The organism is Bradyrhizobium sp. USDA 4472 (genome assembly GCF_054058595.1).
Genome location: NZ_JBSSAM010000001.1, coordinates 7024817 through 7049336, shown reverse-complemented (window position 1 = coordinate 7049336; position 24520 = coordinate 7024817). Strand labels below are relative to the sequence as shown.

General features: G+C 61.3%; 22 protein-coding genes. 11 read left to right on the top strand and 11 right to left on the bottom strand.

Annotated features, from left to right (window positions below; all coding sequences use genetic code 11):
- Positions 1 to 210: 210 nt before the first annotated feature.
- Both ACVWZ4_RS33315 and mhpA read right to left on the bottom strand, forming a co-directional pair.
- Positions 211 to 1056: a fumarylacetoacetate hydrolase family protein gene (locus ACVWZ4_RS33315; RefSeq protein ID WP_456742025.1), complete on the bottom strand. Its 846-nt coding sequence runs from the start codon at positions 1054 to 1056 to the stop codon at positions 211 to 213.
- A gap of 21 nt (positions 1057 to 1077) precedes the next feature.
- Positions 1078 to 2592 carry a bifunctional 3-(3-hydroxy-phenyl)propionate/3-hydroxycinnamic acid hydroxylase MhpA gene (gene mhpA, locus ACVWZ4_RS33310; protein WP_456742024.1) on the bottom strand — a complete coding sequence of 505 codons (1515 nt, stop codon included), beginning with the start codon at positions 2590 to 2592 and terminating at the stop codon, positions 1078 to 1080.
- 207 nt (positions 2593 to 2799) lie between these two features.
- On the opposite strand from mhpA, the gene ACVWZ4_RS33305 reads away from it, so the two are divergent.
- Both ACVWZ4_RS33305 and ACVWZ4_RS33300 read left to right on the top strand, forming a co-directional pair.
- Entirely contained in the window at positions 2800 to 3948 is a 1149-nt protein-coding gene (locus ACVWZ4_RS33305; protein ID WP_456763620.1) for an ABC transporter substrate-binding protein, read from the top strand.
- A 27-nt stretch (positions 3949 to 3975) separates the two neighbouring features.
- Entirely contained in the window at positions 3976 to 5157 is a 1182-nt protein-coding gene (locus ACVWZ4_RS33300) for a cytochrome P450 (protein ID WP_456742022.1), read from the top strand.
- Here the strand turns inward: ACVWZ4_RS33300 and ACVWZ4_RS33295 are convergent.
- Complete coding sequence (locus ACVWZ4_RS33295) at positions 5154 to 5945, bottom strand: DNA-binding transcriptional regulator (protein WP_456742021.1); 792 nt, start codon at positions 5943 to 5945, stop codon at positions 5154 to 5156. The two genes, ACVWZ4_RS33300 and ACVWZ4_RS33295, sit on opposite strands and share 4 nt — an antisense overlap.
- 161 nt (positions 5946 to 6106) lie before the next feature.
- On the opposite strand from ACVWZ4_RS33295, the gene ACVWZ4_RS33290 reads away from it, so the two are divergent.
- From ACVWZ4_RS33290 to ACVWZ4_RS33275, 4 genes are all read left to right on the top strand, one after another.
- Positions 6107 to 7090, top strand: a complete 984-nt coding sequence (locus ACVWZ4_RS33290; protein WP_456734766.1) for a VOC family protein — start codon at positions 6107 to 6109, stop codon at positions 7088 to 7090.
- 459 nt (positions 7091 to 7549) lie between these two features.
- Positions 7550 to 8227 (top strand): RraA family protein, encoded by a 678-nt coding sequence (locus tag ACVWZ4_RS33285; RefSeq protein ID WP_456705249.1) that lies wholly within the window; start codon positions 7550 to 7552, stop codon positions 8225 to 8227.
- 123 nt (positions 8228 to 8350) lie between these two features.
- Positions 8351 to 9409, top strand: coding sequence for an amidohydrolase family protein (locus tag ACVWZ4_RS33280; RefSeq protein ID WP_456742020.1), 1059 nt, complete (start codon positions 8351 to 8353; stop codon positions 9407 to 9409).
- 73 nt (positions 9410 to 9482) lie between these two features.
- Positions 9483 to 10745, top strand: a complete 1263-nt coding sequence (locus tag ACVWZ4_RS33275; protein ID WP_456742019.1) for an MFS transporter — start codon at positions 9483 to 9485, stop codon at positions 10743 to 10745.
- Between the two features lie 49 nt (positions 10746 to 10794).
- On the opposite strand, the gene ACVWZ4_RS33270 is transcribed toward ACVWZ4_RS33275, so the two are convergent.
- From ACVWZ4_RS33270 to ydiJ, 4 genes are all read right to left on the bottom strand, one after another.
- Entirely contained in the window at positions 10795 to 11718 is a 924-nt protein-coding gene (locus tag ACVWZ4_RS33270) for an SMP-30/gluconolactonase/LRE family protein (RefSeq protein WP_456702961.1), read from the bottom strand.
- 163 nt (positions 11719 to 11881) lie between these two features.
- Positions 11882 to 12646, bottom strand: a complete 765-nt coding sequence (locus tag ACVWZ4_RS33265) for an IclR family transcriptional regulator (protein WP_456702962.1) — start codon at positions 12644 to 12646, stop codon at positions 11882 to 11884.
- A 186-nt stretch (positions 12647 to 12832) separates the two neighbouring features.
- Positions 12833 to 13066, bottom strand: a complete 234-nt coding sequence (locus ACVWZ4_RS33260) for a hypothetical protein (RefSeq protein WP_456742018.1) — start codon at positions 13064 to 13066, stop codon at positions 12833 to 12835.
- 59 nt (positions 13067 to 13125) lie between these two features.
- Positions 13126 to 16158 carry a D-2-hydroxyglutarate dehydrogenase YdiJ gene (ydiJ, locus tag ACVWZ4_RS33255; RefSeq protein ID WP_456742017.1) on the bottom strand — a complete coding sequence of 1011 codons (3033 nt, stop codon included), beginning with the start codon at positions 16156 to 16158 and terminating at the stop codon, positions 13126 to 13128.
- 190 nt (positions 16159 to 16348) lie between these two features.
- Between ydiJ and ACVWZ4_RS33250 the strand changes: the two genes are divergently transcribed.
- Genes ACVWZ4_RS33250 through ACVWZ4_RS33240 form a run of 3 tightly spaced genes read left to right on the top strand, consistent with a single transcriptional unit; the run spans position 16349 to position 19984 of the window.
- Positions 16349 to 17716 carry an MFS transporter gene (locus tag ACVWZ4_RS33250; RefSeq protein ID WP_456790453.1) on the top strand — a complete coding sequence of 456 codons (1368 nt, stop codon included), beginning with the start codon at positions 16349 to 16351 and terminating at the stop codon, positions 17714 to 17716.
- Positions 17717 to 17718: 2 nt separating this feature from the next.
- On the top strand, positions 17719 to 18633 hold the full coding sequence (locus ACVWZ4_RS33245) for a DUF1932 domain-containing protein (RefSeq protein WP_456742015.1): 915 nt from the start codon (positions 17719 to 17721) through the stop codon (positions 18631 to 18633).
- 22 nt (positions 18634 to 18655) lie between these two features.
- Positions 18656 to 19984, top strand: a complete 1329-nt coding sequence (locus ACVWZ4_RS33240; protein ID WP_456742302.1) for an MFS transporter — start codon at positions 18656 to 18658, stop codon at positions 19982 to 19984.
- Here ACVWZ4_RS33240 and ACVWZ4_RS33235 read toward each other — a convergent pair.
- Entirely contained in the window at positions 19914 to 20231 is a 318-nt protein-coding gene (locus tag ACVWZ4_RS33235; protein ID WP_456742014.1) for an enolase C-terminal domain-like protein, read from the bottom strand. The two genes, ACVWZ4_RS33240 and ACVWZ4_RS33235, sit on opposite strands and share 71 nt — an antisense overlap.
- Positions 20232 to 20329: 98 nt before the next feature.
- Between ACVWZ4_RS33235 and ACVWZ4_RS33230 the strand changes: the two genes are divergently transcribed.
- Together ACVWZ4_RS33230 and dusA are read left to right on the top strand one after the other, a co-directional pair.
- Positions 20330 to 20554, top strand: coding sequence for a hypothetical protein (locus ACVWZ4_RS33230; protein ID WP_456742013.1), 225 nt, complete (start codon positions 20330 to 20332; stop codon positions 20552 to 20554).
- Positions 20555 to 20920: 366 nt separating this feature from the next.
- Positions 20921 to 21973, top strand: a complete 1053-nt coding sequence (dusA, locus tag ACVWZ4_RS33225) for a tRNA dihydrouridine(20/20a) synthase DusA (RefSeq protein ID WP_456702966.1) — start codon at positions 20921 to 20923, stop codon at positions 21971 to 21973.
- Here the strand turns inward: dusA and ACVWZ4_RS33220 are convergent.
- From ACVWZ4_RS33220 to ACVWZ4_RS33210, 3 genes are read right to left on the bottom strand one after another with little or no spacing between them, the layout of a single operon-like run.
- Positions 21970 to 22524, bottom strand: coding sequence for a TIGR02281 family clan AA aspartic protease (locus ACVWZ4_RS33220; RefSeq protein WP_456702967.1), 555 nt, complete (start codon positions 22522 to 22524; stop codon positions 21970 to 21972). The genes dusA and ACVWZ4_RS33220 overlap by 4 nt on opposite strands.
- 28 nt (positions 22525 to 22552) lie before the next feature.
- The gene (locus ACVWZ4_RS33215; RefSeq protein WP_456742012.1) at positions 22553 to 22756 is read right to left on the bottom strand and encodes a DUF1289 domain-containing protein; all 204 of its coding nucleotides are present in this window, start codon (positions 22754 to 22756) and stop codon (positions 22553 to 22555) included.
- Between the two features lie 43 nt (positions 22757 to 22799).
- Positions 22800 to 24395, bottom strand: a complete 1596-nt coding sequence (locus tag ACVWZ4_RS33210; RefSeq protein ID WP_456734775.1) for a sensor histidine kinase — start codon at positions 24393 to 24395, stop codon at positions 22800 to 22802.
- Positions 24396 to 24520 lie beyond the last annotated feature (125 nt).

Here is a 24520-nt window from a genome sequence, read left to right as displayed (position 1 = left end):
CCGGCGAGGCTTGCGGGTAGCGCATCGACTCGCGATGCACATATCCGTGTCCAGGGAATCGGCTACGGGGCGAGAATAATTGATGTTGGGCTACCAATGCCAAATGATCTGGGAGACAAGATGCGTCGTTCCGACAACGAGGAATCTTGTCGCGGCTTCGATGCACGATGAGCGGTGTTCTTGTCGGAATGGTCAGCCAACATCAGTGCTTTACTCAGCGATCACTGAGTTCCGGAGGACGCCGATCCCGGAGATTTCGACCTCGACGGTGTCACCGGGCTTCATCCACAGCGGCGGGGTGCGCTTCAAGCCGACACCGCCGGGCGTGCCCGTGACGATGACGTCACCGGGGACCAGCGGGGAGATCGTGGAGATGTAGGCGATCAGCTCGGGGATCGCGGTGATCAGCAGATCGGTCGTCGTGTTCTGCACGACGGCCCCGTTGAGGCGGGTCTGCAATGTGAGCTTTGACGGATCGGGGATTTCGTCCGTCGTCACCAGCCAAGGGCCGAAGCTGCCGCTATTGGCAAAGGTCTTGCCGGAAAGGAACTGGCTGGTATGGCGCTGCCAGTCGCGGACGCTGCCCTCGTTGTAGCAGGCGTAGCCTGCGATATGGTCGAGCGCTTGGCCGGCCGGGATGTGGCGACCTTGCTTGCCGATCACCAGCGCGAGCTCGCCCTCATAGTCGAAATTGTCGCTGACCTTCGGCCTGACGATCGGCTGCATGTGGCCGACATGGCTGCAGGCGAAGCGCGCGAACAGCGCCGGCTTCTCGGTTACGGTGCGGCCGGTCTCGGCGACATGGTCCCGGTAGTTTAGACCGACGCAGATGATTTTGTCGGGGTCCGGGATGACCGGGGCGAAGGCGATCTTGTCGATCGCACGGTCGGGCGCGTTGGCTGCGACCAGTGCGGCTGCCTCGAAGACACGATTGGTCTCGAGCAACTGCCGCAGCGAGGCGCAGCCGGGCATGCGCGTACCGAGATCGACGACGCCGTTGTTCTTGACGGCACCAAAGGAGGCGCGGCCGTCGGCGGTGAAAGAAAGCAGCTTCATAAGATATCCTTGGAAATGTGTTCAGGCCGCGGACGGCACGTGGGTGGGATGGATGATGGCGGCGGCGAGCCGGTCGACTTCCGCGTCGTTGCGGGCGGCACCGAGCACGTAGCGGTCGGGCCGGACCAGAGCGGCCTTGAGGCCGTTATCGCGCAGCCAAGTGCCGACGCCAGCGGTCGCGTCGCCGGTGATGATCGACGCGCCGGCATCGCCGAACGCGCGTTGCAACGCGGACGGGATGACGCCGGCGGCCTCGGTGAGCAGGACGTAGGCGTAACCGATGGCGTCGTCGCTGCGACGGCCGTCGGGCAGGGTGAATTGCGGTGCGAGATGTCCGGCCAACGGCAGATCCGACAGCGCAAGACCGGGGCCGAGCAGGGGCTTCTTCACCTCGAGTTTGACAGGCGCGTTCTCGCGGGCCTGGCCGGCGGCGAGGCCGGCGTCGACCGCCTTGGTGTTGATCAAGCCCCCGAGCCGGATGGCGAGCTCGACGAACTCGCGCACATGCGGCTGGCGCTCGCTCTGATAGGTGTCGAGCAGGCGGCCGTCGGCATGGCCGCCAAGGATCGCATTGAGTTTCCAGGCAAGGTTTGCGGCGTCGCGGATGCCGGCGCACATGCCCTGGCCCAGGAAGGGCGGCGTCTGGTGGGCCGAATCACCGGCGAGCAGCAGGCGGCCATCGCGCCATTTCTGCGCGATGGTGGAGTGGAAGGTGTAGACCGCGGCGCGCTCGAGCTCGGCATCCTCGGGCGTGATCCAGCGCGCCAGCAGTTCCCAGACCTTCGCCGGCTGGGTGACGTCTTGCGAATCTTCGTCGGGCAGAACCGTGATCTCCCAGCGCCGGCGCGTGCCGGTGCCGCGTACATAAGTCGCGGGCCGCCTGGGATCGCAATGCTGCAGGCTGTAGTCGCCGAGATCGTCGCGAGCTCGCTTCAGCAGAACGTCCACCACAAGCCAGCGTTCGTGGAAACCAAGATCGTCCATGCCGGCGCCGATGAAGCGGCGCACCAGCGAGCGGGCGCCGTCGCAGCCGATCACATAGCCGGCCCGGACCTCGGTGAGCTGCCCGTTGGAGAGGTCTTCGTAGCGCACGCGCACGCCGGTCTCGTCCTGGTCGAGCGCGAACACGTCGCATCGGTTGCGCGTCGTCACGTGCGGCCAACGCCGCATGCCGCCGATCAAAACCTCCTCAAGATCGGGTTGATGAAAGCGATAGCTGAGATTCCAGCCCTGCGGGGTGAGCGTCGGCGGACGCGACCAATCCAGCAGCATGCGGCCCTCGGCGTCGAGAAAGAGCATGCCGGGGCTGAGGATCACCTGCGGCAGGATCGCATTGGCCAGACCGATGGTCTGGAACACGCGCATGCATTCGTCGTCGAAATGTACGGCGCGCGGCAGATGGTAGGCGTGGGCTTCGCGCTCCAGCACAAGCGTCCGCACGCCGCAAAGGCCGAGGAGATTGGCGAGCGTGGCCCCTACGGGCCCGCGGCCGACGATCACGACATCATAGCTCTGAGAAGCGCAACCATCCTGCATGGCGCCATTTGTTTCTCAGCGGCGCTCCGCTTTCAACGTCGAGTCGCCAACTGTCCGCGCAGCGGACAAGGCTGCGCTGCTCGGTGGCCTGTCCGCCAGCCGGACAGCTTCGCGATAATGCTACTCGCGCGCAATCCGGTTTGGCTAGGAGGAAGCAAAGCCAACAAGGCCGGTCTGCCGAGGCAGTCCAAAGCGGAGGAAATGACGATGCTGCGATGCGTGCTGAGTGCATGTCTTGTTGCGCAATTATTCGCTGCGCCGAGCTTTGCCGCCGACATCAACGTCGGGATCCTTTTGTCCGCGACGGGGCCCGCTGCAGCCATCGGCAGCGCCGAGCGCAACGGCACGGCCTTCGGTCCCGCCGAGATCGCAGGGAAGAAGGTCAACTATCTATTCCTCGATGAAGCTTCCGACGTTACGGCCGCCGTGTCGGCGCTGCGCAAGCTGCATGAGGAGAGCAAGATAGACCTGCTGATCGGGCCGACCACCACGCCGGGCTCCTTCGCGGTCATCGAGCCGGCGGTCGAGTACAAGACGCCCATGATCACGCTCGCGCCAGTCAATGCGCTCGTCGCACCGGTCGACGCCAGGCGGCGTTGGGTGTTCAAGACCACGACCAACGACGATCACGAAGCAACGCCGCTGTTCGCGAACATGAAGAAGTCCGGCGTGAAGAAGCTGGCCCTGATCGGTTTTGGCGACTCCTATGGCGACGCCTGGAGCAAGGTCAGCGCCGACATGGCCAAGGCCGCCGGCATCGAGCTCGTCGCAAACGAGAAGTACGCCCGGACGGACACGACGGTCGTGGGACAGATATTGAAGATCATCGCAGCCGGTCCGGATGCCGTTCTGATCGCGGCCTCGGGTGCGCCGGCGGCGCTTCCGCTGTTGCAATTGCGGGAGAAGGGGTACGAGGGGCAGATCTACGGCACGCTCGGCGCGACATTCGGCGATTTCAAGAAGCTCACAGGTGTCCAGGGCGACGGGATCTTCGTTCCACTGAGCCCCGCCGTCGGCGCCGCGTCCTTTCCCGACGACTATCCCGCGAAGAAGTCCGCATTGGATTTCATCCAGCGCTACGAAGCGAAGTTCGGGCCGGGAACCCGCAACATCTTCGCGGGAACGGCCTACGATGCCTTGCTTCTGCTCGAGAAGGCCGCCCCGATCGCTCTGAAGACCGCCGAGCCGGGTACGCCCGAGTTCAGAGAGGCCTTGAGAGGCGCCATCGAATCCTTGAAGGGCGTTGCCGGGTCGCGAGGCGTCTACAATTACGGCCGCGACGATCACACCGGGCTGGACCAGAGCGCGTTGGTTCTGGGCAAGCTCGAAAACGGCGAGTGGGTCGCGGTGCGTTGACACCAGCATCCAAGCGGACAGAATTCTATGACTATATCAGACCTGGACGCGCCTACCTACGACGTCGACCTCTACAGCGACGAGGTTCTTCGCGATCCCTATCCTCACTATCGAGCGATCAGGGAGCGCGGCGCCGCCATCTGGCTTCCTCGGCACGATCTCTATGCCTTGGGCCGCTTCGATGACGTCCGAGCGGCGTTGAGGAATCCGACGGTCTTCTCGTCCGCGGAGGGCGTCGCAGCCAATGACACCGTCAACGAAATAGCGCGGGGCACGACTCTTGCGAGCGACGCCCCCTTGCATGACCGGCTTCGGGCGATCATCGGCGCTCCTCTTTCGCCCCGAGCTCTCGAAGAGATCGGTCCACAGATCCGGGCGGAAGCAAGACGGCTCGTTGATGATCTCGTCGAACGGGAGCAATTCGACGCGGTCACGGATCTGGCGCAGCATTTGCCGCTCACGATCGTGTCCAAGTTGGTCGGCCTCGAAGACTACGGCCGTGGCAACATGCTCAGGTGGGCTTCGGCCACCTTCAACGTGCTCGGCACGATGAATGAACGCGGCTGCGCCGCCATGACGGATTTCCGCGAGATGCGCTCCTACCTGAGCGTTCCGGATATTCGCGAACGGTTGCTGCCCGGGAGCTGGGGCAGGCGCATTTTCGAGGCCGCCGATCGTGGCGAGGTCGAGCCGGAGCGTTGTCCTGTCCTGATGCGGGACTATCTCGGGTCCAGCCTGGACACGACGATCTTCGCGACGGCCAATCTGCTCCTGTTGTTCGGCAGACATCCGGATCAATGGGAGCTTGTCCGCAACGATCCCAAGCTGATCCCGAACGCCATCAACGAAGTGCTCCGCCTGGAATCTCCGATCCGAGGCTTCACGCGTCATGCTGCCTCGAACGCTAACGTGGGCGATGCGCATGTTCCTGCAGGAAGCCGGGTGCTGCTGCTGTATGCGTCGGCCAACCGTGACGAGCGCAAATGGCAAGATCCGGAGAAGTTCGATGTGCGCCGGCGCGCCAACGACCATCTCGGTTTCGGAAACGGCACGCACATGTGCGCCGGCCTGCATCTCGCCCGTCTCGAAATGACGGCTCTTCTCGAAGTCCTTGTCGAGAAGGTGCGCAGCTTCGATATCGGCGAACCCGTGCTTGCTCTGAACAACGTGCTGCGCGGCCTGGCCTCTCTGCCCGTAAGGGTGAACTAACCGCCGATGGCGATCGCTGCTGCGGCTTGGCGCATTGGCATCACGAACTGCGAAACCGCCTCCTCAAGAGAAAGAGCGGAGCGGATCCAGATGATCGAAATGCAGCCGAAGACGGCTTCGCCTCGGACGATCGACACCGCGATCGACGCCGTCTTGGGATTGTATTCGCCCTCGTTGCGGATCCCGTATCCACGCTCGCGGGTCTCCACGATCATGCGTTCGAGCCAGTCGCGCTCGAGGAAGGGGCGGTCATCCGCCTCGTCGATCCGCCGCAAATGATTGACGATCAAGTTTCGCTCGCGCTCCGCGGAGGCCGCCAGATAGGCCCGACCGGCCGACGTCCGAAGGATGGGCAGGCGTTTGCCGATCATGCCGCGGTCGATCGACATTGGACTGCGAGAATGGGTGGTCTCCTGGACCACCATCGCGGCGTTCTCATAGGTGGAAAGGTCGACGGGCCAGATGAGGGTCTTGCTCAACTCGGCGAGGTAGGGCGCCGCCGCCTGGCAGATGACGACGCTAGGATTGTAGCCGTCCCCGAGGCTGGAGGCCAACCGAGTCACCCGATAGCGGTCGTCGCTCGCCGAACGAGCGATATAACCGAGTTCCTCCAAGGTCTCGAGCAGCCGGTAGACGGTCGGCCGGGGAAGATCGAGCGCGCGCGCCACGTCGGCGGCCCTGACGCCGCCGGACCTGTTGACCTCGGTGAGGACGTCCAGCCCGCGCTTGAAGGCGCGTACCCCCGCCGAGGCTTTCAGTCGTCCGTCGCTCGTCCGCTCCTTGGACATTTCTATTTTCGTCCTTGTGCCGCCGGGTGCGGAGGCTCACGATGCTGCAAATGCGATGCTGCCGCAAGGCTCTCGGCACGATCGCACCGCGTCGGAATCAAACTCTGGCGAAGTGGCCGCGCGCGACCAGCGCGTGCGAAGAACACACTGGAGGAACGTGTATGGAGATTTCCGCGCTCGGCTACATCGGCATAGGCTCCTCGCAGCTGGATCAGTGGAGCCACATGGCGACGAAGCTACTCGGCATGCAGCAGGTCGATCGCGGCGGAAAGACGCGGGCTTTCCGGATGGACGACCGTAGGCAACGTTTGATCGTCGACGGCGGCAACGACTCCGGTCTTGCGGTGATGGGCTGGGAAATTCCGACCCCAGCGGAACTTGATCGTCTCGCCGCCAGGCTGGAAAGTCATGGTGTCGTAGTCACGCGCGGATCGCACGCGCTGGCCGATGAACGGCACGTAGGCGACTTGATCCAGTTCGCCGACCCAACTGGCAACCGGCTTGAGGCGTTCTGCGAGCCGTCCCTCGCGACGGATCCGTTCCGACCGGGGAGGCCGATCTCTGGCTTCCGCACCGGCGCCCTCGGAATGGGACACGTCGTACTGAACGTCGAGAACGTCGATCTTCTGCTGCCGTTCTATCGCGACGTGCTCGGATTCCACGTGTCCGATTTCGGGCTCAAGCCCTACGGCCTGTATTTTTTCCATGTGAACGGACGCCACCACAGCTTTGCGATGGTGGGCTCCGGCCGGAAAGCGCTGCACCACTTCATGGTCGAACTCGGCAGCCTCGACGATGTTGGTCAAGGCTACGATCTTGCGCAGTTGGATGACGGGCGGGTCGCCTATACCTTGGGACGACACACCAACGATCACATGACGTCGTTTTACGTAAACACGCCGTCGGGCTTCTTCATCGAATACGGTTGGGGAGCTCGCGTCATCGATCCGGTTACCTGGCAACCGCATGAGACGTTTGATGGGCCATCGCTCTGGGGGCATGAGCGGCTCTATATGCCCGATGAACAGCGCAAGCGCTTACGCGACATGCGGATTGATGCGGCGCAGCGCGGCGTACGCGCGCCGGATCCAGTCGTGCCGCCTCTGAACTGCGCGTGGCTCGATGCCGTAGTTGCCCGGGAATAGCCTCCGCGCTCGCGTCGGTACAATCTCGGTTGTTCATGCGCGTCGGCTGTTCTCGCCGCGCCCATTCAGACAGTGCGCGGACCCTCGCATGTTCTCTGAAAGATCCAGGTCTGCAATGGCATCCTGGGCGGGCTAACGTCCGAAGCCATCGCCATTCAATGCGGCGTCGCAAGCGTACTGACGTTCAGAAAGAACCTGTACAAGAAACTCGGCATCGTCTCGCAAGCGGAACTGTTCTCGCTCGCGATCCAGGTTTCTGAATCCCTGACGGCTTAGCCCTTGCCGCCGCATTTACCTTCGGAGTCCGGGAAAACGCGGCTCTGTTCTAAAATAGAACACTATTTCAATATGCAATTTTTCGTGGACGCATGCGGCGTCGGAAGTTTTGGTGCTTGCCAAAATGAAACGCCGTTCTATATTGCTAAAAAAATCGAGCATTGCAAAAGGGAGGTTGCGCTGATGGCCGTTGGGTTCAAGATTGTGAAGCGGACGAGGAAGGTTGGCGCCGACATCGTCGAGCGCTTTTCCCGTCTGCCCGTAGCTAACGTGAGCGATGCCATGTCGCGTATGACGGCGGGAGGGGCGAGCCTGCGCCCGATGCATGCCGGCGGCGGGATGGCGGGCGTGGCTTTGACCGTGAAAACGCGTCCCGGCGATAACCTTATGATTCACAAGGCGATGGCTATGGCCGAGCCGGGCGACGTCATCGTGGTCGACGCCGGTGGCGATCTGACCAACGCCCTGATCGGCGAGATGATGCTAACCCGTATCATCGAGAGCAGGATTGCCGGCTTGGTTATCAACGGAGCCGTTCGGGACTCCGCCTTTATCCGCAGCAACGAATTTCCTGTCTTCGCAGCCGGTGTCACTCATCGGGGGCCTTATAAGAACGGACCGGGCGAGATTAACGTGCCGGTCGCATTCGATGGCATGGTTGTCGAGCCTGGCGATCTGATCATCGGAGACGATGACGGCTTGCTCTGCGTTCCGTTTGACGACGTAGACGAGGTCTTGAAAGGGGCTACCGCAAAGCTCGCAGCGGAGCAAAAGCAGATGGCAAACATCAAGGCGGGAACGCACGACGCCTCTTGGGTCGACAAGGCCCTGCGCGAGCTCAAGTGCGAGGGGCTGGACTGAAAGCGTATCACTGGAACAGGGCTTCCGGAGGCGAGGAGCATCGAGGCTTCGCCGCCGCCATCCATCGATGACCTGACAATTGGCTGCAGTCGTTTCACCGACCTCAATTAGAGAAGCGCGCCTATGTCGACGACATCTCCGCATCTTTCCGTGCGTGAAGATTGGTTGAGCTTGAAGACCGAGGAAGTCCTGGAGCCAGGTCAGCCGATCGTCGATGCTCATCACCATCTTTGGGATCGGCCCGGAGCGTGCTACCTGTTTCCGGAATACCTCGCAGATGTGCGTTCGGGCCACAATGTCGTGGCGAGCATCTTTGCGCAATGTAGATCTATGTATCGCGATTCCGGTCCTGACGAGATGCGACCGCTCGGTGAGGTCGAGTTCATCAACGGCGTTGCGGCGCAGTCAGCGTCTGGGATATACGGACACTTCCGCGCTTGCACGGCAATTGTTGGATTTGCTGACCTCACTCTCGGTGCCAAGGTCGCTCCTGTGCTGCAAGCTCTGGTGCGGGCCGGAGGTGATCGCCTCCGAGGCGTGCGCAATACCACGGCGTGGCATGAAGATCCGGCTATCCGCTCAAATCCACAGCCGCCGCCGCCCGGGCTGTTGTCCAACGAAGGGTTTCGCCAAGGTGTCCGATGTTTGGCTCGAGAAAACTTGTCTCTGGATGTTTGGGCCTATCACACCCAACTGAACGAAGTCATGGAGCTCGCACAGCAGAATCCGGACCTCTCCATAATTTTGGATCACGTCGGCGGTCCCCTTGGCCTGGGACCGTATGCCGGGCAGCGCGACGCCGTGTTTTTGGATTGGAGGGCAAGTGTTGCGAAGCTTGCAGCCTTGCCGAACGTGACAGTGAAGCTTGGCGGCCTTGGCATGAAAACGACCGGCTTCGTCTTTCATGAGCAATCTCGGCCACCGGGATCCCGGGAGCTGGCACAAGCCTGGAAGCCTTACATCGAGACGTGCATCGAACTCTTCGGCCCTGTCCGCTGCATGTTCGAAAGCAACTTCCCCGTCGACAAGGGAATGTGCTCGTATCTGATCCTCTGGAACGCCTTCAAGAGAATCGTCGAGACATACAGTCAGCCCGAGAAGCAGGCGTTGTTCAGCGGCACGGCAATGCGCGTGTACCGTATATCGCCGAATATCCTAACGGATCATGCAGCCATGCCTTGAGACGGCGCGAATATCCACGACCCAGCAAAATCAAAACCGCTGGTGATAAAAAACACAAATTGAGGAGACGGCCATGGATGCGAGAAAGATGACGTTGGTCGCCCTTTTAGGCGCCGGCATGTTTATCAATGCTATCGACCGCGGCGCTCTCGGCGTCGCTGCTTCCCAAATGCTTGCTGATCTGAAAATGGATCCTGGTGTTATGGGTCTGGCGCTATCGGCCTTCTATTGCAGCTACATTCTGTTCATGGTCCCGGTCGGGAGATATTCCGACAAGTATGGCGCGAAGGCCGCCTATGGTTGGGCGGCTGCCTTTTGGTCGCTGGCTTCCGCGGCAACGGGGTTGATCCAGGGGTTTTATGGGTTGATGGCCGTGCGTCTTGCCGTTGGTGCCGGCGAGTCGGGTGCCAATCCGCTGGGCGCCAAGGTCATCAATGAAAACTTTGGCTCGCAAGAGCGTGCGAGAGCGATGACCTGGTGTCTGTCCGGCACAAAGCTGGGACTCGCGGCCGTGCCTGTCCTGATGGGCTTCCTGATGGCGACGTGGAATTGGCGCGTCGCTTTCATCGTAACGGGGCTTGCAAGCTTGCTCTGGTGCCTTGCGTGGTACGCTCTTTTCAAAGAGAGCCCCAGGGCGGCTGATGGTGCCGCGAAGAAAGACGAGCAGGTACCGTGGAAGAAATTGCTTGGCAACCGGACGACTTTGGGCCTGATGCTTACCAAGTTTTTCCTCGACTACCTCTGGGTCGTATTCATCAGCTGGTTGCCAACCTACCTGGTCATGGAGCGGGGATTCTCCATCTTGAAAATGGGCCTATATGCTTCGATTCCGTGGATCGTCGGTTTCGTCGCACAGCCAGCCATGGGGCACTTCTCTGATTGGCTCATCAAGAAGGGCGTAAGCGTCACCAACGCGAGGAAATATTGTCTGGTCGGATCGCAACTGGTCGCAGCGCTTGTCATTGCGGTAGGCTTCGTCGAAGACCCGATGATCGCGGTCGCGCTTCTCACCATCAATATTGCAGGTGAGTCAGCGTCAGCCGGCATCATGTGGACGATACTGTCCGAGGTGTCGCCCAAAGGCCTCGGCGGAACGCTGTCCAGCGCCGTCAATACCGTCAGCTCCGTGGCAGGCGTCATGGCGCCGACCGTTACGGGGTTTGTCTATCAATTCACGGGAAGCTTCCAAATGGCCTTGCTCCTCGCCGGATTGGGAATCTTGATATCGGCGTGCTCAATTCTCTTCATCGTTCCGGAAATCCGGCCCATAGAGCTCGGCGACGAAAACGGGGAACTGTCGACCGGCGCACTGGTGCAGGGTGGGGGAGCTCGATGAAACGCTCCTCGCGGCGCTAACCGGCACGCTTTAGTGAAAGGCGCATCGGCTAGGTCGCGTGTGAGAACATCGGCATCCCCGGCGTATCGAGTGTCGCCTGCAGGAGCGACCCGGTTCGGCTCTCAGTGATGAAGAGGGTTTTTTGCTCGGGACCACCGAACGCGAGGTTGGTCGTCCCCACGCCGGCGCAGGAAACGATGCGATCCAGCGGCTCGGCCAACGGGGAAAGACGCCACACCGAACCAAAGCCGGTGTGGCAGATCAGCAGGTTTCCTGCGCTGTCGAACGCCAAGCCGTCTGGGCCTCCGGGGCCGCCGTGCAAATGCGCGAATACACTGACTTTGGTGATCAGGCCGCTGGCCGGTAGCGGGACGCGCCAAATCTGGTTCGCCCGCGTTACTGCGACAAGCAGAAAGCTCTCCTCCGGATCGACGACGATTCCATTTGGGCTCGGTATGGTATTTACAAGACACGTCAATTGGCCTGCGGGCGTCAGCTTCCAGACGCGACCGGTCGGATCGTGCATTCCGGTCTGGCCCTGATCCGTGAAGTAGAGAGCCCCCGTATTTGCAAAGACAAGATCATTCACGCCCTTGAAGCTTTCGCTGGCGGCCGTCTCCAGAAAAGGCGTCACCGATCCGCGCGCAGGATCGAGCAGCATGATCCCCCGCTTGTAGTCCGTAATGAAGATCCTGCCGTCACGATGGATCTTCAGCCCATTCGGCCAACCATCGTATTCGGCGATGAGCTCCCATTGGCCTTCGGATGAAACTCTGAAGATGCGACCGTAGGGAATGTCGGTGATGTAGAGCCGGCCCTCTCGATCGAACGAAGGGCCCTCGAGGAAACAGTCGATCGCACGGCCGCCTTGGTTTGCATCGGCCCACGCGGTACGACGCGGTTTGCGAAACTGATCCGGCAATCGTGTGAAGACGGTCGTCTCGATCCGACGCGGAGGGGCAAAGAAGGTCATTTGGTCACCGGGCGAAAGCCGTAGAGCTCAACGGGGTTATCAACCAAAATGCGCTTAAATGTTGCGTCGCTTCTGATGATGCCACGGCGTCCGGTCCCTGTTCCTATTGAGCCTAGGCATTTTAGATCGCCGTTGCAAGGCAAAAGGAAAACGTCGTTTCGTTTTAGGCGGCGGCTCCCGTAGCGCGTCCTGCTGTGCGTTTGCGTCCGCGTTTGCCCGTGGTTGCTGGCGGTGTTCCGCCGCAGGCTGTCGATAGCTTGTGCGCCATTTCAACCAGATGCTCTTTGAGTTGCTCGGCTCGCGCTGCCGTCAGTCGGCTTACAGGTCCGGAGATATTCAAGGATCCCATCAGTACGTTGCCGATGCCGAATATTGGCATCGCGAGAGAGGCCGCATGGGGGTCCGTAACGCCTGACGTGAAGAGCGGAAGTTCGTCATCCGAGAGAGGGCCGGATTCATATTTTCGCAGCACCTGTGCAATTGCGGACTTATCCATCGGGCGCGTGTCACCCGGTTGCACGTGCATGCGGATCCGGCTCGGACTCTCCACGCGAAAGAGACAAAGGCGTTCGTCGCCGTTCCTCACATAGAAGGAGGCGGTCTCTCCTGTCTTAGCCGCGAGTTCGTCCAAAACGGGGATGACGTGATCCGAGAGGCTAAAAGCTTGTTGATAGGCGGTTCCAAGACGCAGGGTTTCTGAATCCAGCCGATAGCTCCCGTCGGGTAAGCGCGCCAGCAATCGATACTGCTCGAGGGACACTGCAAGACGCATGATCGTGCTTTTGACCAAGCCGGTTCTCTCAGCAAGGTCGGCTAAACTCAAGGCGCCGTCACCCCGACGGAATGCCGTCAAGACGGCTAGTGCTCGCTCGGCGGCCGAAACGCCCTTGACCGAAGATGCTGCCTCGCTCCGGGTTTGCTTTGCCATCTAAGACCTTCTACTTCCTTCATTTTAGACTGAACACGCCTACTATTGCGGAAAGTAACCTTAGATCCCGAGTCCACCTTCCGCTGCACGTTGCCGCGTACTCGATAGTTGACGCAACCGGGCGCTGCAAGCGCCGTCTGGCACGAGCGAGAATCGGCAAGGCATGGCTAACCTGCTGTTTATCATTCATTTTCTGAGTGCGGGAGGTGGGTCTGTGCAGCGGCCTTCAAAGACCTCTGCTGCCATGATGGCGCGGTCGCCCGGCAGCGGTGGCTTTTGGCTAACGGGGATTGCGTTGCAGTAGGGAGTGGTCAGCGCTTGTTCAAATTGGAAGACCGCCGCTGCCTGCGGCATCACTGCGGCGAGAGCATCCAGCCATTCTCGAGTTTCCACCGTGTCGGAGTCTCTCATCGCATCCATTACTCCCTCCCGTGAATTATTGTCTATCGTCAGTACGGAAGCAGTTGTGTTGGCTGCGATCAGCTCCCGCGCAGGCAGACCAGCAAGGCCTGCGCCGGATGGCGTAACGTCTCTCGGTCGATCAGTTTGACCTGCGAGCGGCAAGAATAGCCGGTCGCGAGCAGGCGGCCGCCCGACGCCCATCTTTCGACATGGCCCCTCCAGCTCATGTCATAGATTTTCTCAGATGTGGCGCGGTGCTCGGCTTCGTGGCCGTAGGTGCCGGCCATCCCGCAGCATCCCGACGACAAAACGCGCAGGCTGGCGCCTGCAGCAGCGAAGGCCGATTGCCAGCTCCGCAGGCTGGTCAAAGCGATCGAGCGCTCCGAGCAATGCGGCAACAGCAGATACTCCTCATTGGATTTCGCGCTCTCGGCAATCGCATCGAGGTGGCCAGCCAACCACTCCTGGACGAGGTGGACAGGAGGCGGCCGGTCGGCTTCCGGCAACATGCCGTATTCGGATCGGTAGGTCAGCGTCATGGATGCGTCGACCCCGACCAGTTCGACGCCGGTAGCGGCGAGGTCGCGCAGCATGGCCGCATTGCGGGACGCGGTCCGGATGAACGCACCGAGAAAGCCGTGGACATGCAGTGGCTTTCCGTTGGGACGGAAGGGCGCCACATACGGCTGGAATCCCATGACTTTCATGAGATCGAGGACTGCCAAAACGATCTCTGGGTCGTACCAGTTGGTGAATGCGTCCTGGACCAGCACCACACTCCGCGCGCGCTCTCCGGCGGAAAGGCCCTTGAGCACATCAGCATTCGCAACCTCGATCCCGCGCGCTTCCAATTCCCGCCGCATCGATAGAGACGAGAATTTCGGCGTATTAACCAACCCAATCCTGCGCATGGCGAGACGGCCGATGGGTGTTGCAAGAACCAGATTATAGAGGCCGCCGATCTTGCTCATCGTTGGCAGCATTGCCTCAAGCGATCCCACCAAGTGATCGCGAACAGGCCGCAGATAGCGCCCGTGATAGAGTTCGAGAAATTTCGCGCGAAAGGTGGGCACGTCCACCTTGATCGGACATTGCCCGCTGCAGGATTTGCATGCGAGGCAGCCGTCCATCGCATCCTTGACTTCATGCGAAAAGTCTTCTTCGGACGACCAGGTGTTACGCATTCTGGCCAGCAAGTCGCGCCAGCCCGATCCCTGTCGCAGGGCAGCGGCTTCGGCTTCGGGATCCACACCCGTGATGGCCAATTGCCGGAGCCATTCGCGGGTGAGGGAAGCCCGTCCTTTTGGCGAATGCCGGCGATCGCGCGTTGCCTTATAGGATGGGCACATCGCCTCGTCGGGATCCCAATTGAAGCACGCGCCATTGCCGTTGCAATGCAACGCCTCGTCGTAGGCGGTGCGTGTTGGACCGGGGATCGCCCTGTCGAGCTGTCCTCGCGTGACCAGCCCATCGATCGAGAGCAGATGGCCGCCCTCGGGGGCGGCGATCTTTCCGGGATTAAGCTGATTGCGTGGGTCGAACGCTGCCTTGATCGATTGTAGGGAGGGATATAGCGGTCCGAAGAAGCGCGGCGAGAATTCAGAGCGCACGCCTTTGCCATGTTCCCCCCACAGGAGGCCGCCGTATTTCTTGGTGATCCGGACGACGTCTTCCGTCACCTCTCGAATGAGGACCTCCTGTTGTGGATCTTTCATATCGATGGCAGGACGAACGTGAAGCACGCCGGCATCCACGTGGCCGAACATGCCATAGCTCAACCTGCGGGCATCCAGCGCTGCACGAAACTCCGCGATGTAGTCGGCCAGATGCTCGGGCGGGACCGCGGTGTCCTCGACGAACGGGATCGGCCGCTTGTCGCCCTGCATATTACCGAGCAGCCCGACAGATTTCTTTCGCATCTCCCAGATTGCGTTCACCTCGAGGTGGCCGCGTGCAACGGTGAAGCCGCGCCGCCCATGCGAATGGTTCGCTGATGCAAGCGCCTGCGTTATCCGGCTAACTGGGTTTTCAACCTCCGCTTCGGAGTTGCCGACGAATTCGACCAGGTTCACACCTGTAGCACGTTGTCCATTGTCCTCCGGGAAGTATTGCCGGACCGAATCCCAGATGACGTCGCCTTGTGCAAGGCCCAGCACCTTCGAGTCGACCGTTTCGATTGAGGCCGCCCCAAACCGCATCAATTCCTGCGCGTCCCGCAGGGCGGCATCGAAGCTGTCATAGCGCACGTTGACCAGCGCGCTGTGTTTTGGAATCGGCACCACGTTCAGTTTTGCTTCCGCAATCAGCGCAAGCGTGCCTTCGCTGCCGCAAAGAATCGAATTGAGGTTGAACCGCCCGGCGTCGTCCCGGATATGCGCCAGATCATAACCCGTGAGACAACGGTTCAACTTCGGGAAATGGGCTGTAATCAAATCCGATTGCTCGCGCTGAATGGTATCGACCAGCCTGTGAACGGCGCCCACGCGATCCTTCCGCTGCTGGATCCGCCGAAGTTCCTCGTCTTCTATCGGCCCCGACGTCCAGACCGTGCCATCCAGTAGGACGCACGTTAGCTCGAGCACGTGATTGCGCGTCTTGCCGTACAAGCAGGAACCTTGGCCGCACGCATCGGTGCTGATCATGCCGCCGATCGTAGCCCGATTGGAGGTCGAAAGTTCTGGCGGGAAAAAAAGCCCATGTCCGGCGAGGGCGGCATTGAGCTGGTCCTTCACGACCCCAGCCTGCACCCGCACCCAGCCCTCCGCCGGATTGATTTCCAGAATCCGGTTCATGTGGCGAGAGACGTCCACCACCACGCCGTTCGTCAGCGACTGACCATTTGTACCAGTCCCGCCGCCCCGCGGTGCGAACACAATGTCCTCGAAGCGCGGATCTCCGACCGCGCGTGCGATGCGCGTCAGGTCCTCGATCGTGCGCGGGAAGATCAGGAGTTGCGGAAGAAGCTGGTAGATCGAGTTGTCGGTCGCCGAGACGATCCGGTCGCCGTATGCCGGCGCAAGGTCGCCCTCGAACCCCCGCACACGAAGTTCCGTTGCGAGATCGATATGCAGGGAAGTCGAGGTCGGTACCTCGGAAATGCGTGGCAGCATTTTGCGTTCCTACCCGTAACCCGCGCAGCGCACTGCTTTTTCATGAAACTTGGGCCCAGGCGATAGTCGAGCGCTTTATCGCCGACGCCATCAAAATGAAACACCGTTTCAAAAAAGTTTGCAAGTCGTCCTTCTTTGAGTTATTGGGCTTGGGACAGGCCGGGGTAACGCCGGCCGAGGGAGGGATTAGATGCCGAGCAGTCCTGCCGCGTCGACCGGTACAGATTTTACCGCGGTGCAAGAGCGGATCCTGTCCAAGGTGCTTTGGCGGATCGTGCCGTTTCTGCTCCTCTGTTACGTCATCGCCTATCTTGACCGGGTGAACGTCGGGATTGCGAGCCTGACGATGAACAAGGACATCGGGATCTCGCACTCCGAATTCGGGTGGAGCGCCGGGCTTTTCTTTTTTGGCTATTTCCTGGCTGAGGTGCCGAGCAATCTGGCCCTCCAGGCGGTCGGCGCCCGCAAATGGATCGCTCGCATCCTGATTACCTGGGGCTTGCTCTCGGCCTGCACCGCGTTCGCAGTCGGGCCTTCGAGCTTCGGCGTCATGCGCTTTCTGCTCGGTCTCGGTGAGGCTGGTTTTACGCCGGGTGTATTCCTCTATTTCACGTACTGGTTCCCGGCGCGTGTGCGCGGTACGGCGACAGCCGCGTTTTTGCTCGGCATCCCGATCGCCAACATCATCGGAGCGCCGATATCGAGCTCCCTCTTGGCCCTCGACGGCGTTGCTGGACTACACGGTTGGCAGTGGCTTTTGATCCTCGAGGGTCTGCCTGCGACTGTCCTCGGATTCGTTTGTCTCTTCACGCTCACCGACAAGCCCGAACAAGCCAAATGGCTGACCGAAGCGGAGCGCGCCTGGCTCGTCAGCGCACTTGCGAGTGAGCGTCAGTACATCGCTTCCAAGCATCCCACGAGATTGAGGGACGCATTCACCAATTGGCGCGTTCTTGTGTGCGCGCTCGTCAACTTCTGTGCCATCATTGGTTCGGTCGGGCTCGGACTATGGATGCCGCAGATCCTGAAGGGCTTCGGCTTTGGCGTTGTGACGGTCGGCTTCATCGCTGCTGTCCCCTACATCTGCGGTGCCATCGCGATGATGTTGTGGGCCAGGCTGTCGGATAAGGGCGGAGAGCGAAGCTGGTTCGTAGCCTCGGCCCTCCTTTTGGGCGCCGTTTCTCTGGTCGCTTGCGGTCTGGCGCCATCTTCCGCGCTCCTTTCCATCGTAGCTCTCTGCGGCGCGGTCGTCGGGATCATGTGTTACCAATCCACATTCTGGCCGATACCATCCAGCTTCCTGACCGGCAGCGCAGCCGCCGGAGGGATCGCCCTCATTGTCTCGATCGGCAATCTTGGTGGCTTTGTCGGTCCCTACCTTATCGGTGAAATCCGCGAGTCGACGGGTAGCTTTGCGTGGGCACTGATCTCAGTGGGCGCATTTCTGACCTTGGCCGCGATCCTCATTCGGGTCGTCGGGATCAGTCTCCGACAACCGCAGCCGGCAGTGGCTGGCGGCGGCGTCAACCCGATTTCCACTATGTCAAAAGGAGTTTGACGATGAGCGACAAGAAGCAGTTTCGTCTCGGGTTAGTCGGCTACGGTGAAATCGGCAGCACGCTTGGAAAGGGGTTGCGCGAGGCCGGCCTGCAAGAAGTCTTCTGCTACGACAAGTACGCGTTCAATGGCCCCTACGCGGAGCTTATTCAGGAGCGCGCCAAAGCAGCCGGCGTTACGCTTGTGAAGTCCAACAAGGAACTCGCCGACGCGGCGGAGCTGATCTTCAGTGTAACGCCAGGTTCCGCTTCGCTCGAAAGTGCCGACGCTTTTGCGCCATTTATCACGGTTCGGCACACCTTTCTCGACTTCGCGTCCGCGACTCCGAAGATCAAGAAGAGCGTCGCGGCCAAGCTTGCATCAAGCGGCGCCCTTCTCGGCGACGGCTCGATCGAGGGAACGCCGCTTCATGGTTACTCGATGCGCATGCTGTCGAGTGGTCCCGCAGGCGAGCGCGTTCGGGATTGGCTCGTCCCGTGGGGCATGCAGATCGAATTCACCGGGCCAGTTCTCGGCACTGCATCCGGCATCAAGATTATCCGTTCCGTCCTCATCAAGGGCATTGAGGCGCTGACGGACGAGATGCTGCTGGCAGCCCGTCAATACGGGATCGATGAGGTCGTCCTTGCCTCCGCTTCCAAGACGCTCGCGCGGCCCTTCATGGATACGGTCCACAGCCTCACTCCGTCGGGCGTGATCCACGCCAAGCGCCGCGCGGAGGAGCTTGAAATGTCGGCTGATGCCGTCGCAGACGCCGGTGTCGAGCCAATCATGGCGCGCGCGATCGCGGCCCGCCTGCGGTGGAAGGAAAGCTTGGGTCTGAAGGACCACTTCAAGGGCGTTGTGCCGGCCAACTACAAAATCGCTATCGATGCGATCGTCGAGAAGATGCAGAGCAAAGCAAGAGCAGCCGAATAAGGCGACGGATAGGGAGGTGGAAGTGGCGAGCGTTCGAACAGATCTGGACCAGTTTGAAAAGGCGACGATGCGCAAGGTGATCTTGCGCCTCGTACCATTTTTGATGGTCTGCTATTTCTTTGCGTTGCTGGACCGCGTCAACGTCGGCTTTGCTGCTCTGCAGATGAACAAGGATCTCGGCCTTACTCCCGCGGTGTTCGGCTTCGGCGCGAGTCTGTTCTTCGTCTCCTATTTTCTCGTTGAAGTTCCCAGCAATTTGGCGCTTCAGAAGGTGGGCGCCCGACGCTGGATCGCGCGCATCATGATCACGTGGGGCCTTGTGACGGCGTGCATGGCCCTCGTTGTCGGGCCGCATTCGCTTTACGCCATGCGGTTCTTGCTCGGTGCGGCGGAGGCTGGTTTCTTTCCCGGCGCAATCCTCTACCTGACCTATTGGCTTCCGTCGCAATATCGCGCGCGTATCTTGGCGACTTTTACGGTCTCGATTCCGCTTGCGACGTTCCTGGGGTCACCCTTATCCGTCACTCTGCTCGAACTCGACGGCGCGCTCGGACTGCGCGGCTGGCAGTGGCTCTTTATTCTGGAGGGATTGCCCACCGTGCTTCTCGGCTTTGCCTGTCTGTTCGTCTTGACCGACAAGCCGGCCCAGGCCACGTGGCTCACGACCGAAGAGAGGGAGTGGCTGACCGGGCGCATAGAGGCCGAAGCCGCCATGCGCAAGCCGGTGGGGCATCTCTCGCTTTGGCAATTGGCGACAAACAAGTACTTCCTTGTCATGGCGCTTGTTTGTTCCGGTGCGTCGGCAACCGGGAGCGTCTTGTCGGTATGGCAACCACAGCTTCTGAAGTCGTTCGGATTGACGAACCTGCAAACCGGCTTCGTCAATGCCATTCCCTATGGCATTGCAACGGTCGTGATGGTTCTGTGGGGCCGGCATTCTGACGGAACCGTAGAGCGTCGCTGGCACACCGCTATTCCACTCTTGCTCGCGGCAGGCGGCTTCACCGCACTGGGCCTGACGGGGACTGCGGTCGTTCCAACGATCATAATGGTCACCTGCTGCCTGGTTGGGGCTTATGCCTTCAAAGGCCCATTTTGGGCGCTTTCGGCAAGCTGGCTCTCGGCAAGCACGCTCGCGGCGGGTCTCGCTGGCATCAATGCTATCGCTAATCTGATCGGCGGCGGGCTCATGGTCAACGTGGTCGGCCTCGTCAAACAATGGACAGGCAGTTTCGTTTTGGGAATGTTGCCGCTTGCGCTGCTCTGTGCGGTTGCTGCCATCAGCGTATTGGTGCTCGGCCGGCGCACGACACGCGCGGCGGATACGGATGTTGCGACTGTAAAGCCATGATCGAGCTGGCTACCGACGTCTCGAATAGAGACTGCGCCATGTGAGAATTGGCCCTCGCTCGCTTCAGGGAGTAGACGCTGCCGCAGCCCATCGTGCCTGCGCGGGCGATCTCTTCCTTGGTGAAGGCCGCTTCGTCGACCAGCAGCGGGATGGACGTGCGGGCCGCGACGCGCGCCATGGCGTCGAGCTGTAACGCCGGCACCGGTTGTTCGATCAGGGCAACACCCAATTCCCCCAGCCCGGGCATGAAGCGGATGCATTCGGCCTCGGTCCACCCTGGTTAACATCGACGATCAGGCGGACCTCGTCGCCGAGGCCGGCGCGCAGTGCCGAGCGAGAAACAGCATGAAATTGCGGAGCTTCGTACGTTCCAAGTGGATTGATCACGCAGCCGATTGGATCGCGGCGCGGAGCGCCGTGACCGGCGAGCCGGTCGCGCTCGTCCCCAACGGCGGCATCGAGATGAGAGATCCGATCGGGTATGGCCGCTCCGCCGGGGGCCCAAACCTGCGAGCGCTCACCTTCCACCAGCGCGCCGACCTCCTGAAGAAAAGATCGGCCAGTTTCTGACAGAGCGGAAAGACGAGTTGTATCGGCTCTCGCTGTCCACAGCCGGCTGCCCGTTGGTCAAAGGCGAGAAGTTGAAGCCGTAAAGTGCTAAATTAGGCGCGTGAAGAGCTGCGCGGTACTTTCCGGCCGAAGCAAATTGATCAACAAAGGTTGGGCGCAATCAGCGCGGTACTGCACGCACTCAACAGGTACTGCAACGCAGTACCGGGCGGCCCGAAAGACCCGTAGTCGACCTGGCGAGGCAATCACGCAATCTCGGTAACCGATTGGAAAAGTGAGAGAATGCATCGACGATGAATATCTGAACTGCTATCGCCCCGAAAAACGAATAGACCGATCGATGTCCGAAGTGCTAACAGAATCAGCATGTTAGTACATCGTTTTTGCGTTGCACCCATGATGGATTGGACTGACCGGCACTGCCGGGTGTTCCACCGTCATCTGTCGAAGCGGGCCCTGCTCTATACGGAGATGCTGACCACCGGGGCCGTCATTCATGGTGATCGGGAGCGGCTGCTTGGGTTCGACGCGAGCGAGCATCCAGTGGCGCTACAGCTTGGCGGGTCGGATCCGGGCGATCTCGCGAAGGCTGCGCGGATCGGCGAGGAGTTCGGCTATGACGAGGTCAATCTCAATGTCGGGTGCCCATCCGATCGCGTGAAGGACGGCCGCTTCGGCGCCTGCCTGATGGCGGAGCCGGAGCTCGTGGCAAGGTGCGTCGAGGCGATGAAGGGCGCGGTCGCCATTCCCGTCACGGTGAAGTGCCGCATCGGCATCGACGATCAGGATCCGGACGTGTCGCTCGACGCGCTTGCACGGGCCGTCGTGGCTTCAGGCTGCGACACGCTAATCGTGCATGCCCGCAAGGCCTGGCTCAACGGTCTGTCGCCGAAGGAGAACCGTGATATTCCGCCGCTGGACTATGATCGCGTCTATCGTCTCAAACGAGCGATGCCTGACGTGCCCGTCATCATCAATGGCGGTGTCCTGAGCGTCGAGGAGGCGAAGGCACACCTCGATCATGTCGACGGCGTAATGCTCGGCCGTGCCGCATATCAGGAGCCGTGGCGGCTGCTCTCCGTCGATTCCGACATCTTCGGCCAGGCAGCGCCGCATGCGACCATGCAGGACGCATTCGAGGCGATGATGCCCTATATCGAGGCGCAGCTCGCACGCGGCACGCGCCTGCACGCCATCACGCGGCATTTCGTTGGCGCTTTTCATGCTGTCCCCGGCGCACGAGCCTTCCGCCGCCATCTCGCCGAACAGGGCGTGAAGCCGGGAGCCGGCGTCGACGTCTTGCGCGATGCGATCGCAAGAGTCGGGGCCCGTGCGCCGGCGGAGCAAGCTGCCGTGTTCAATGACTCTCAAAATTGGAGTGACTGCGCGCGGACAGAGGGCGCCCCGGAGCGCGTCTAATCGACCGCCGTGCGGGAGCGGCGATGGCTGGCCTGAAGTTCCGGATAGCCGGTGAGCATCAGCTTATCGGACCGCACACCCCAGCTCTCGAGGCGATCAAGGAAGCTCATGCCGAGCAGATTGGTCTTCATCTGCCCACGCTGGACCACGAGAGCCGGCACCGATTTCTCGACGAGATGGCCGACGGCGAGCCGGTCGATCGTGAGCCGCGCCGCCTTGGTGTGACCGCCCGCGGTTTCGAGGTCGACGTCGTATTCGAGCATCTCGAGCGGCAGCCCGATCGCCTTCGCGGTCTCCCAGGTCAGCACCACCGACGTCGCACCGGTGTCGATCACCATCGGAGCAGCCACGCCGTTGATCTTGGCGCGCAGCGCGAACTCGCCGCCCTGGCCGCGCTCGATCTGTACGGCAGGAGCGGGCGTCGCCGTCTGTGCACGAAACATGTGCGAGACCTTGTGGCTGGCCCGCGCGATCTGATCGGGATCGCCATAGGCGACGACGGCGCCGGCCGTGCCGGCAAGCATCATGAGAACGAGCAGAAAGCGGATCATCGCGCGCCTCCGATTGCACGCAAGCTGGTCAGGCGCGCTTCGGCGATCCCGAGATCGGCTGCAAGCCCGCATCCGCCATGCGCGCCGGCAGCAAAGCCATGAGTGCGAGCCGTTCGGCGCTTTCCATCGCGTGCCACCGCGCGATCTCCGGCAAGGTCCGGCCGCAGCCGAAGCACAGCTTGGTCCTGGGATCGATCATGCAGACGGCGACGCACGGCGTTTCTTTGCTCATGGGGATATAGTGGGGGATCGGCGGGCATCTCTGCAAGCATGTGCTACGATCCCGTCCCCGCGCTCATGATCGGCTTGTGGCGCGGCCTGCGCTTCTCGTCCGGGACCATGGAACTCTCGGGCTGGAGCGGCGGCGCATCCTCCGACAGCGGCGCCAGCGCGCTCATCACGCGCTCCGGCGGGAAGGTGACGATCACCTCGGTGCCGATGCGGAGCTTCGATTTCAGCGTGAATGTGCCGCCATGCAGATCGATCAGGTTCTTGGCGATGGGCAGGCCGAGGCCTGCGCCCTGTTCGGCCGACTTGATCGAGTTTGAACCCTGGCCGAACGAGGCGAGCACGACCGGGATCTCGTCTTGCGGGATGCCAGAACCGGAATCCTTCACCGACAGATACTGTCCGCCTGACGCCGTCCAGCCAGCCTTGAGCCAGATCTCGCCGCCTTGCGGCGTGAACTTGATCGAGTTGGAGAGCAGGTTGAGCACGACCTGGCGGATCGCACGCTCGTCGGCCCAAAGCCGCGGCATGGCCTGCTCGAACACCTCGTGGATGGTGATGCCGCGGCTGGAGGCGCGCAGCTTCATGAGATGATGGCAGTCGGCGACGATGCCCACCAGCGACACCGCCTCCTCGTTCAATTCATAGCGCCCGGCCTCGATCCGCGACAGGTCCAGGATCTCGTTGATGAGGTTGAGCAGGTGCACGCCGGAATTGTGGATGTCCGCCGAATATTCCTTGTAGACCGGCACCGCATGCGCGCCAAAGATCTCGCTCTTCATCACCTCGGAGAAGCCGAGAATGGCATTGAGCGGCGTGCGCAATTCATGGCTCATTTGTGCGAGGAAACGCGATTTAGCCACGTTGGCCGACTCGGCACGGTGGCGGGCTTCGTCGGAGATCGCCTTGGCCTGTTCGAGCTCTCCGATCAACGCGTCCTTCTCTGCGCGCGCCTCGAGCGTAGCGAAGGTCGAGGAGTGCAGGCGATGCGCCAGCAGCACGAAATAGCCTTCGGCGCCGAGCGCGAGGGCCGCCAGGATGTAGTTGTCGAGTGAGCCGCTCATCGCGAAGCTCAAGGCCATCGCGACCGCAACCGGCGCGGTCGCGGCGAGAGCTGCGATCGGGAGATTGGCGGCGAGCATGCTCGACACTGCGATCACCAGCAGCATCAGGAACATCATCAATGTTTCCGTGACGGTGTCGAGCACGGGGTGGATCAGGATCGCCATCCAGCACAGGCCATAGAGCAGGTCGAGCACGACAAAGCGTGTCCGCCAGGCGCGCGTTGCGTTGGGCGAGGCAGGCTCGGCCAGGAAGCGGCTGCAACTGCGGATCATCGCGGCATGGATGCAAATCATGCCGGCGGTCCAGGCCGCGGCCGGGATCGGCTGCATCCATAGTCCGAACAGCACGCCGGTGGCGACCACCAGCAGCATCACGACATAGGAGGCAGAGAGCCTCGTCTGCGCATATTGGCGCAACAGCTCGGCGTCGAAGGCTGGTCGGGTTCCGCTGGTCGACGTTAACTTGTCGCGCGCCTCGCGCACCCGCTGCGCCGCAGCCCTTCGGCTGCTCGCTGATGGAGCGCTGACCGGCTCGGCCGGGAGCTGCACTACCTCAGGCTTTTCAACGGGGTTACTCATCAAGCAACAACGATTCCTGCCCACGTCGGACGCGGGCCTTCTGCATTGTCTATCTCTGGCAAGAAATCCTTAAGAGGTGACTTAAGGAGCTAAAGAATTACGTTAACCGGGCGTTAATTTGGATC

Bases quoted from the DNA above. Each gene is read 5' to 3' on its own strand.
- ACVWZ4_RS33315 (WP_456742025.1), bottom strand. From the start codon at position 1,056: ATGAAGCTGCTTTCTTTCACCGCCGACGGCCGCGCCTCCTTTGGTGCC.
- mhpA (WP_456742024.1), bottom strand. From the start codon at position 2,592: ATGCAGGATGGTTGCGCTTCTCAGAGCTATGATGTCGTGATCGTCGGC.
- ACVWZ4_RS33305 (WP_456763620.1), top strand. From the start codon at position 2,800: ATGCTGCGATGCGTGCTGAGTGCATGTCTTGTTGCGCAATTATTCGCT.
- ACVWZ4_RS33300 (WP_456742022.1), top strand. From the start codon at position 3,976: ATGACTATATCAGACCTGGACGCGCCTACCTACGACGTCGACCTCTAC.
- ACVWZ4_RS33295 (WP_456742021.1), bottom strand. From the start codon at position 5,945: ATGTCCAAGGAGCGGACGAGCGACGGACGACTGAAAGCCTCGGCGGGG.
- ACVWZ4_RS33290 (WP_456734766.1), top strand. From the start codon at position 6,107: ATGGAGATTTCCGCGCTCGGCTACATCGGCATAGGCTCCTCGCAGCTG.
- ACVWZ4_RS33285 (WP_456705249.1), top strand. From the start codon at position 7,550: ATGGCCGTTGGGTTCAAGATTGTGAAGCGGACGAGGAAGGTTGGCGCC.
- ACVWZ4_RS33280 (WP_456742020.1), top strand. From the start codon at position 8,351: ATGTCGACGACATCTCCGCATCTTTCCGTGCGTGAAGATTGGTTGAGC.
- ACVWZ4_RS33275 (WP_456742019.1), top strand. From the start codon at position 9,483: ATGGATGCGAGAAAGATGACGTTGGTCGCCCTTTTAGGCGCCGGCATG.
- ACVWZ4_RS33270 (WP_456702961.1), bottom strand. From the start codon at position 11,718: ATGACCTTCTTTGCCCCTCCGCGTCGGATCGAGACGACCGTCTTCACA.
- ACVWZ4_RS33265 (WP_456702962.1), bottom strand. From the start codon at position 12,646: ATGGCAAAGCAAACCCGGAGCGAGGCAGCATCTTCGGTCAAGGGCGTT.
- ACVWZ4_RS33260 (WP_456742018.1), bottom strand. From the start codon at position 13,066: ATGGATGCGATGAGAGACTCCGACACGGTGGAAACTCGAGAATGGCTG.
- ydiJ (WP_456742017.1), bottom strand. From the start codon at position 16,158: ATGCTGCCACGCATTTCCGAGGTACCGACCTCGACTTCCCTGCATATC.
- ACVWZ4_RS33250 (WP_456790453.1), top strand. From the start codon at position 16,349: ATGCCGAGCAGTCCTGCCGCGTCGACCGGTACAGATTTTACCGCGGTG.
- ACVWZ4_RS33245 (WP_456742015.1), top strand. From the start codon at position 17,719: ATGAGCGACAAGAAGCAGTTTCGTCTCGGGTTAGTCGGCTACGGTGAA.
- ACVWZ4_RS33235 (WP_456742014.1), bottom strand. From the start codon at position 20,231: ATGCCCGGGCTGGGGGAATTGGGTGTTGCCCTGATCGAACAACCGGTG.
- ACVWZ4_RS33230 (WP_456742013.1), top strand. From the start codon at position 20,330: ATGAAATTGCGGAGCTTCGTACGTTCCAAGTGGATTGATCACGCAGCC.
- dusA (WP_456702966.1), top strand. From the start codon at position 20,921: ATGTTAGTACATCGTTTTTGCGTTGCACCCATGATGGATTGGACTGAC.
- ACVWZ4_RS33220 (WP_456702967.1), bottom strand. From the start codon at position 22,524: ATGATCCGCTTTCTGCTCGTTCTCATGATGCTTGCCGGCACGGCCGGC.
- ACVWZ4_RS33215 (WP_456742012.1), bottom strand. From the start codon at position 22,756: ATGAGCAAAGAAACGCCGTGCGTCGCCGTCTGCATGATCGATCCCAGG.
- ACVWZ4_RS33210 (WP_456734775.1), bottom strand. From the start codon at position 24,395: ATGAGTAACCCCGTTGAAAAGCCTGAGGTAGTGCAGCTCCCGGCCGAG.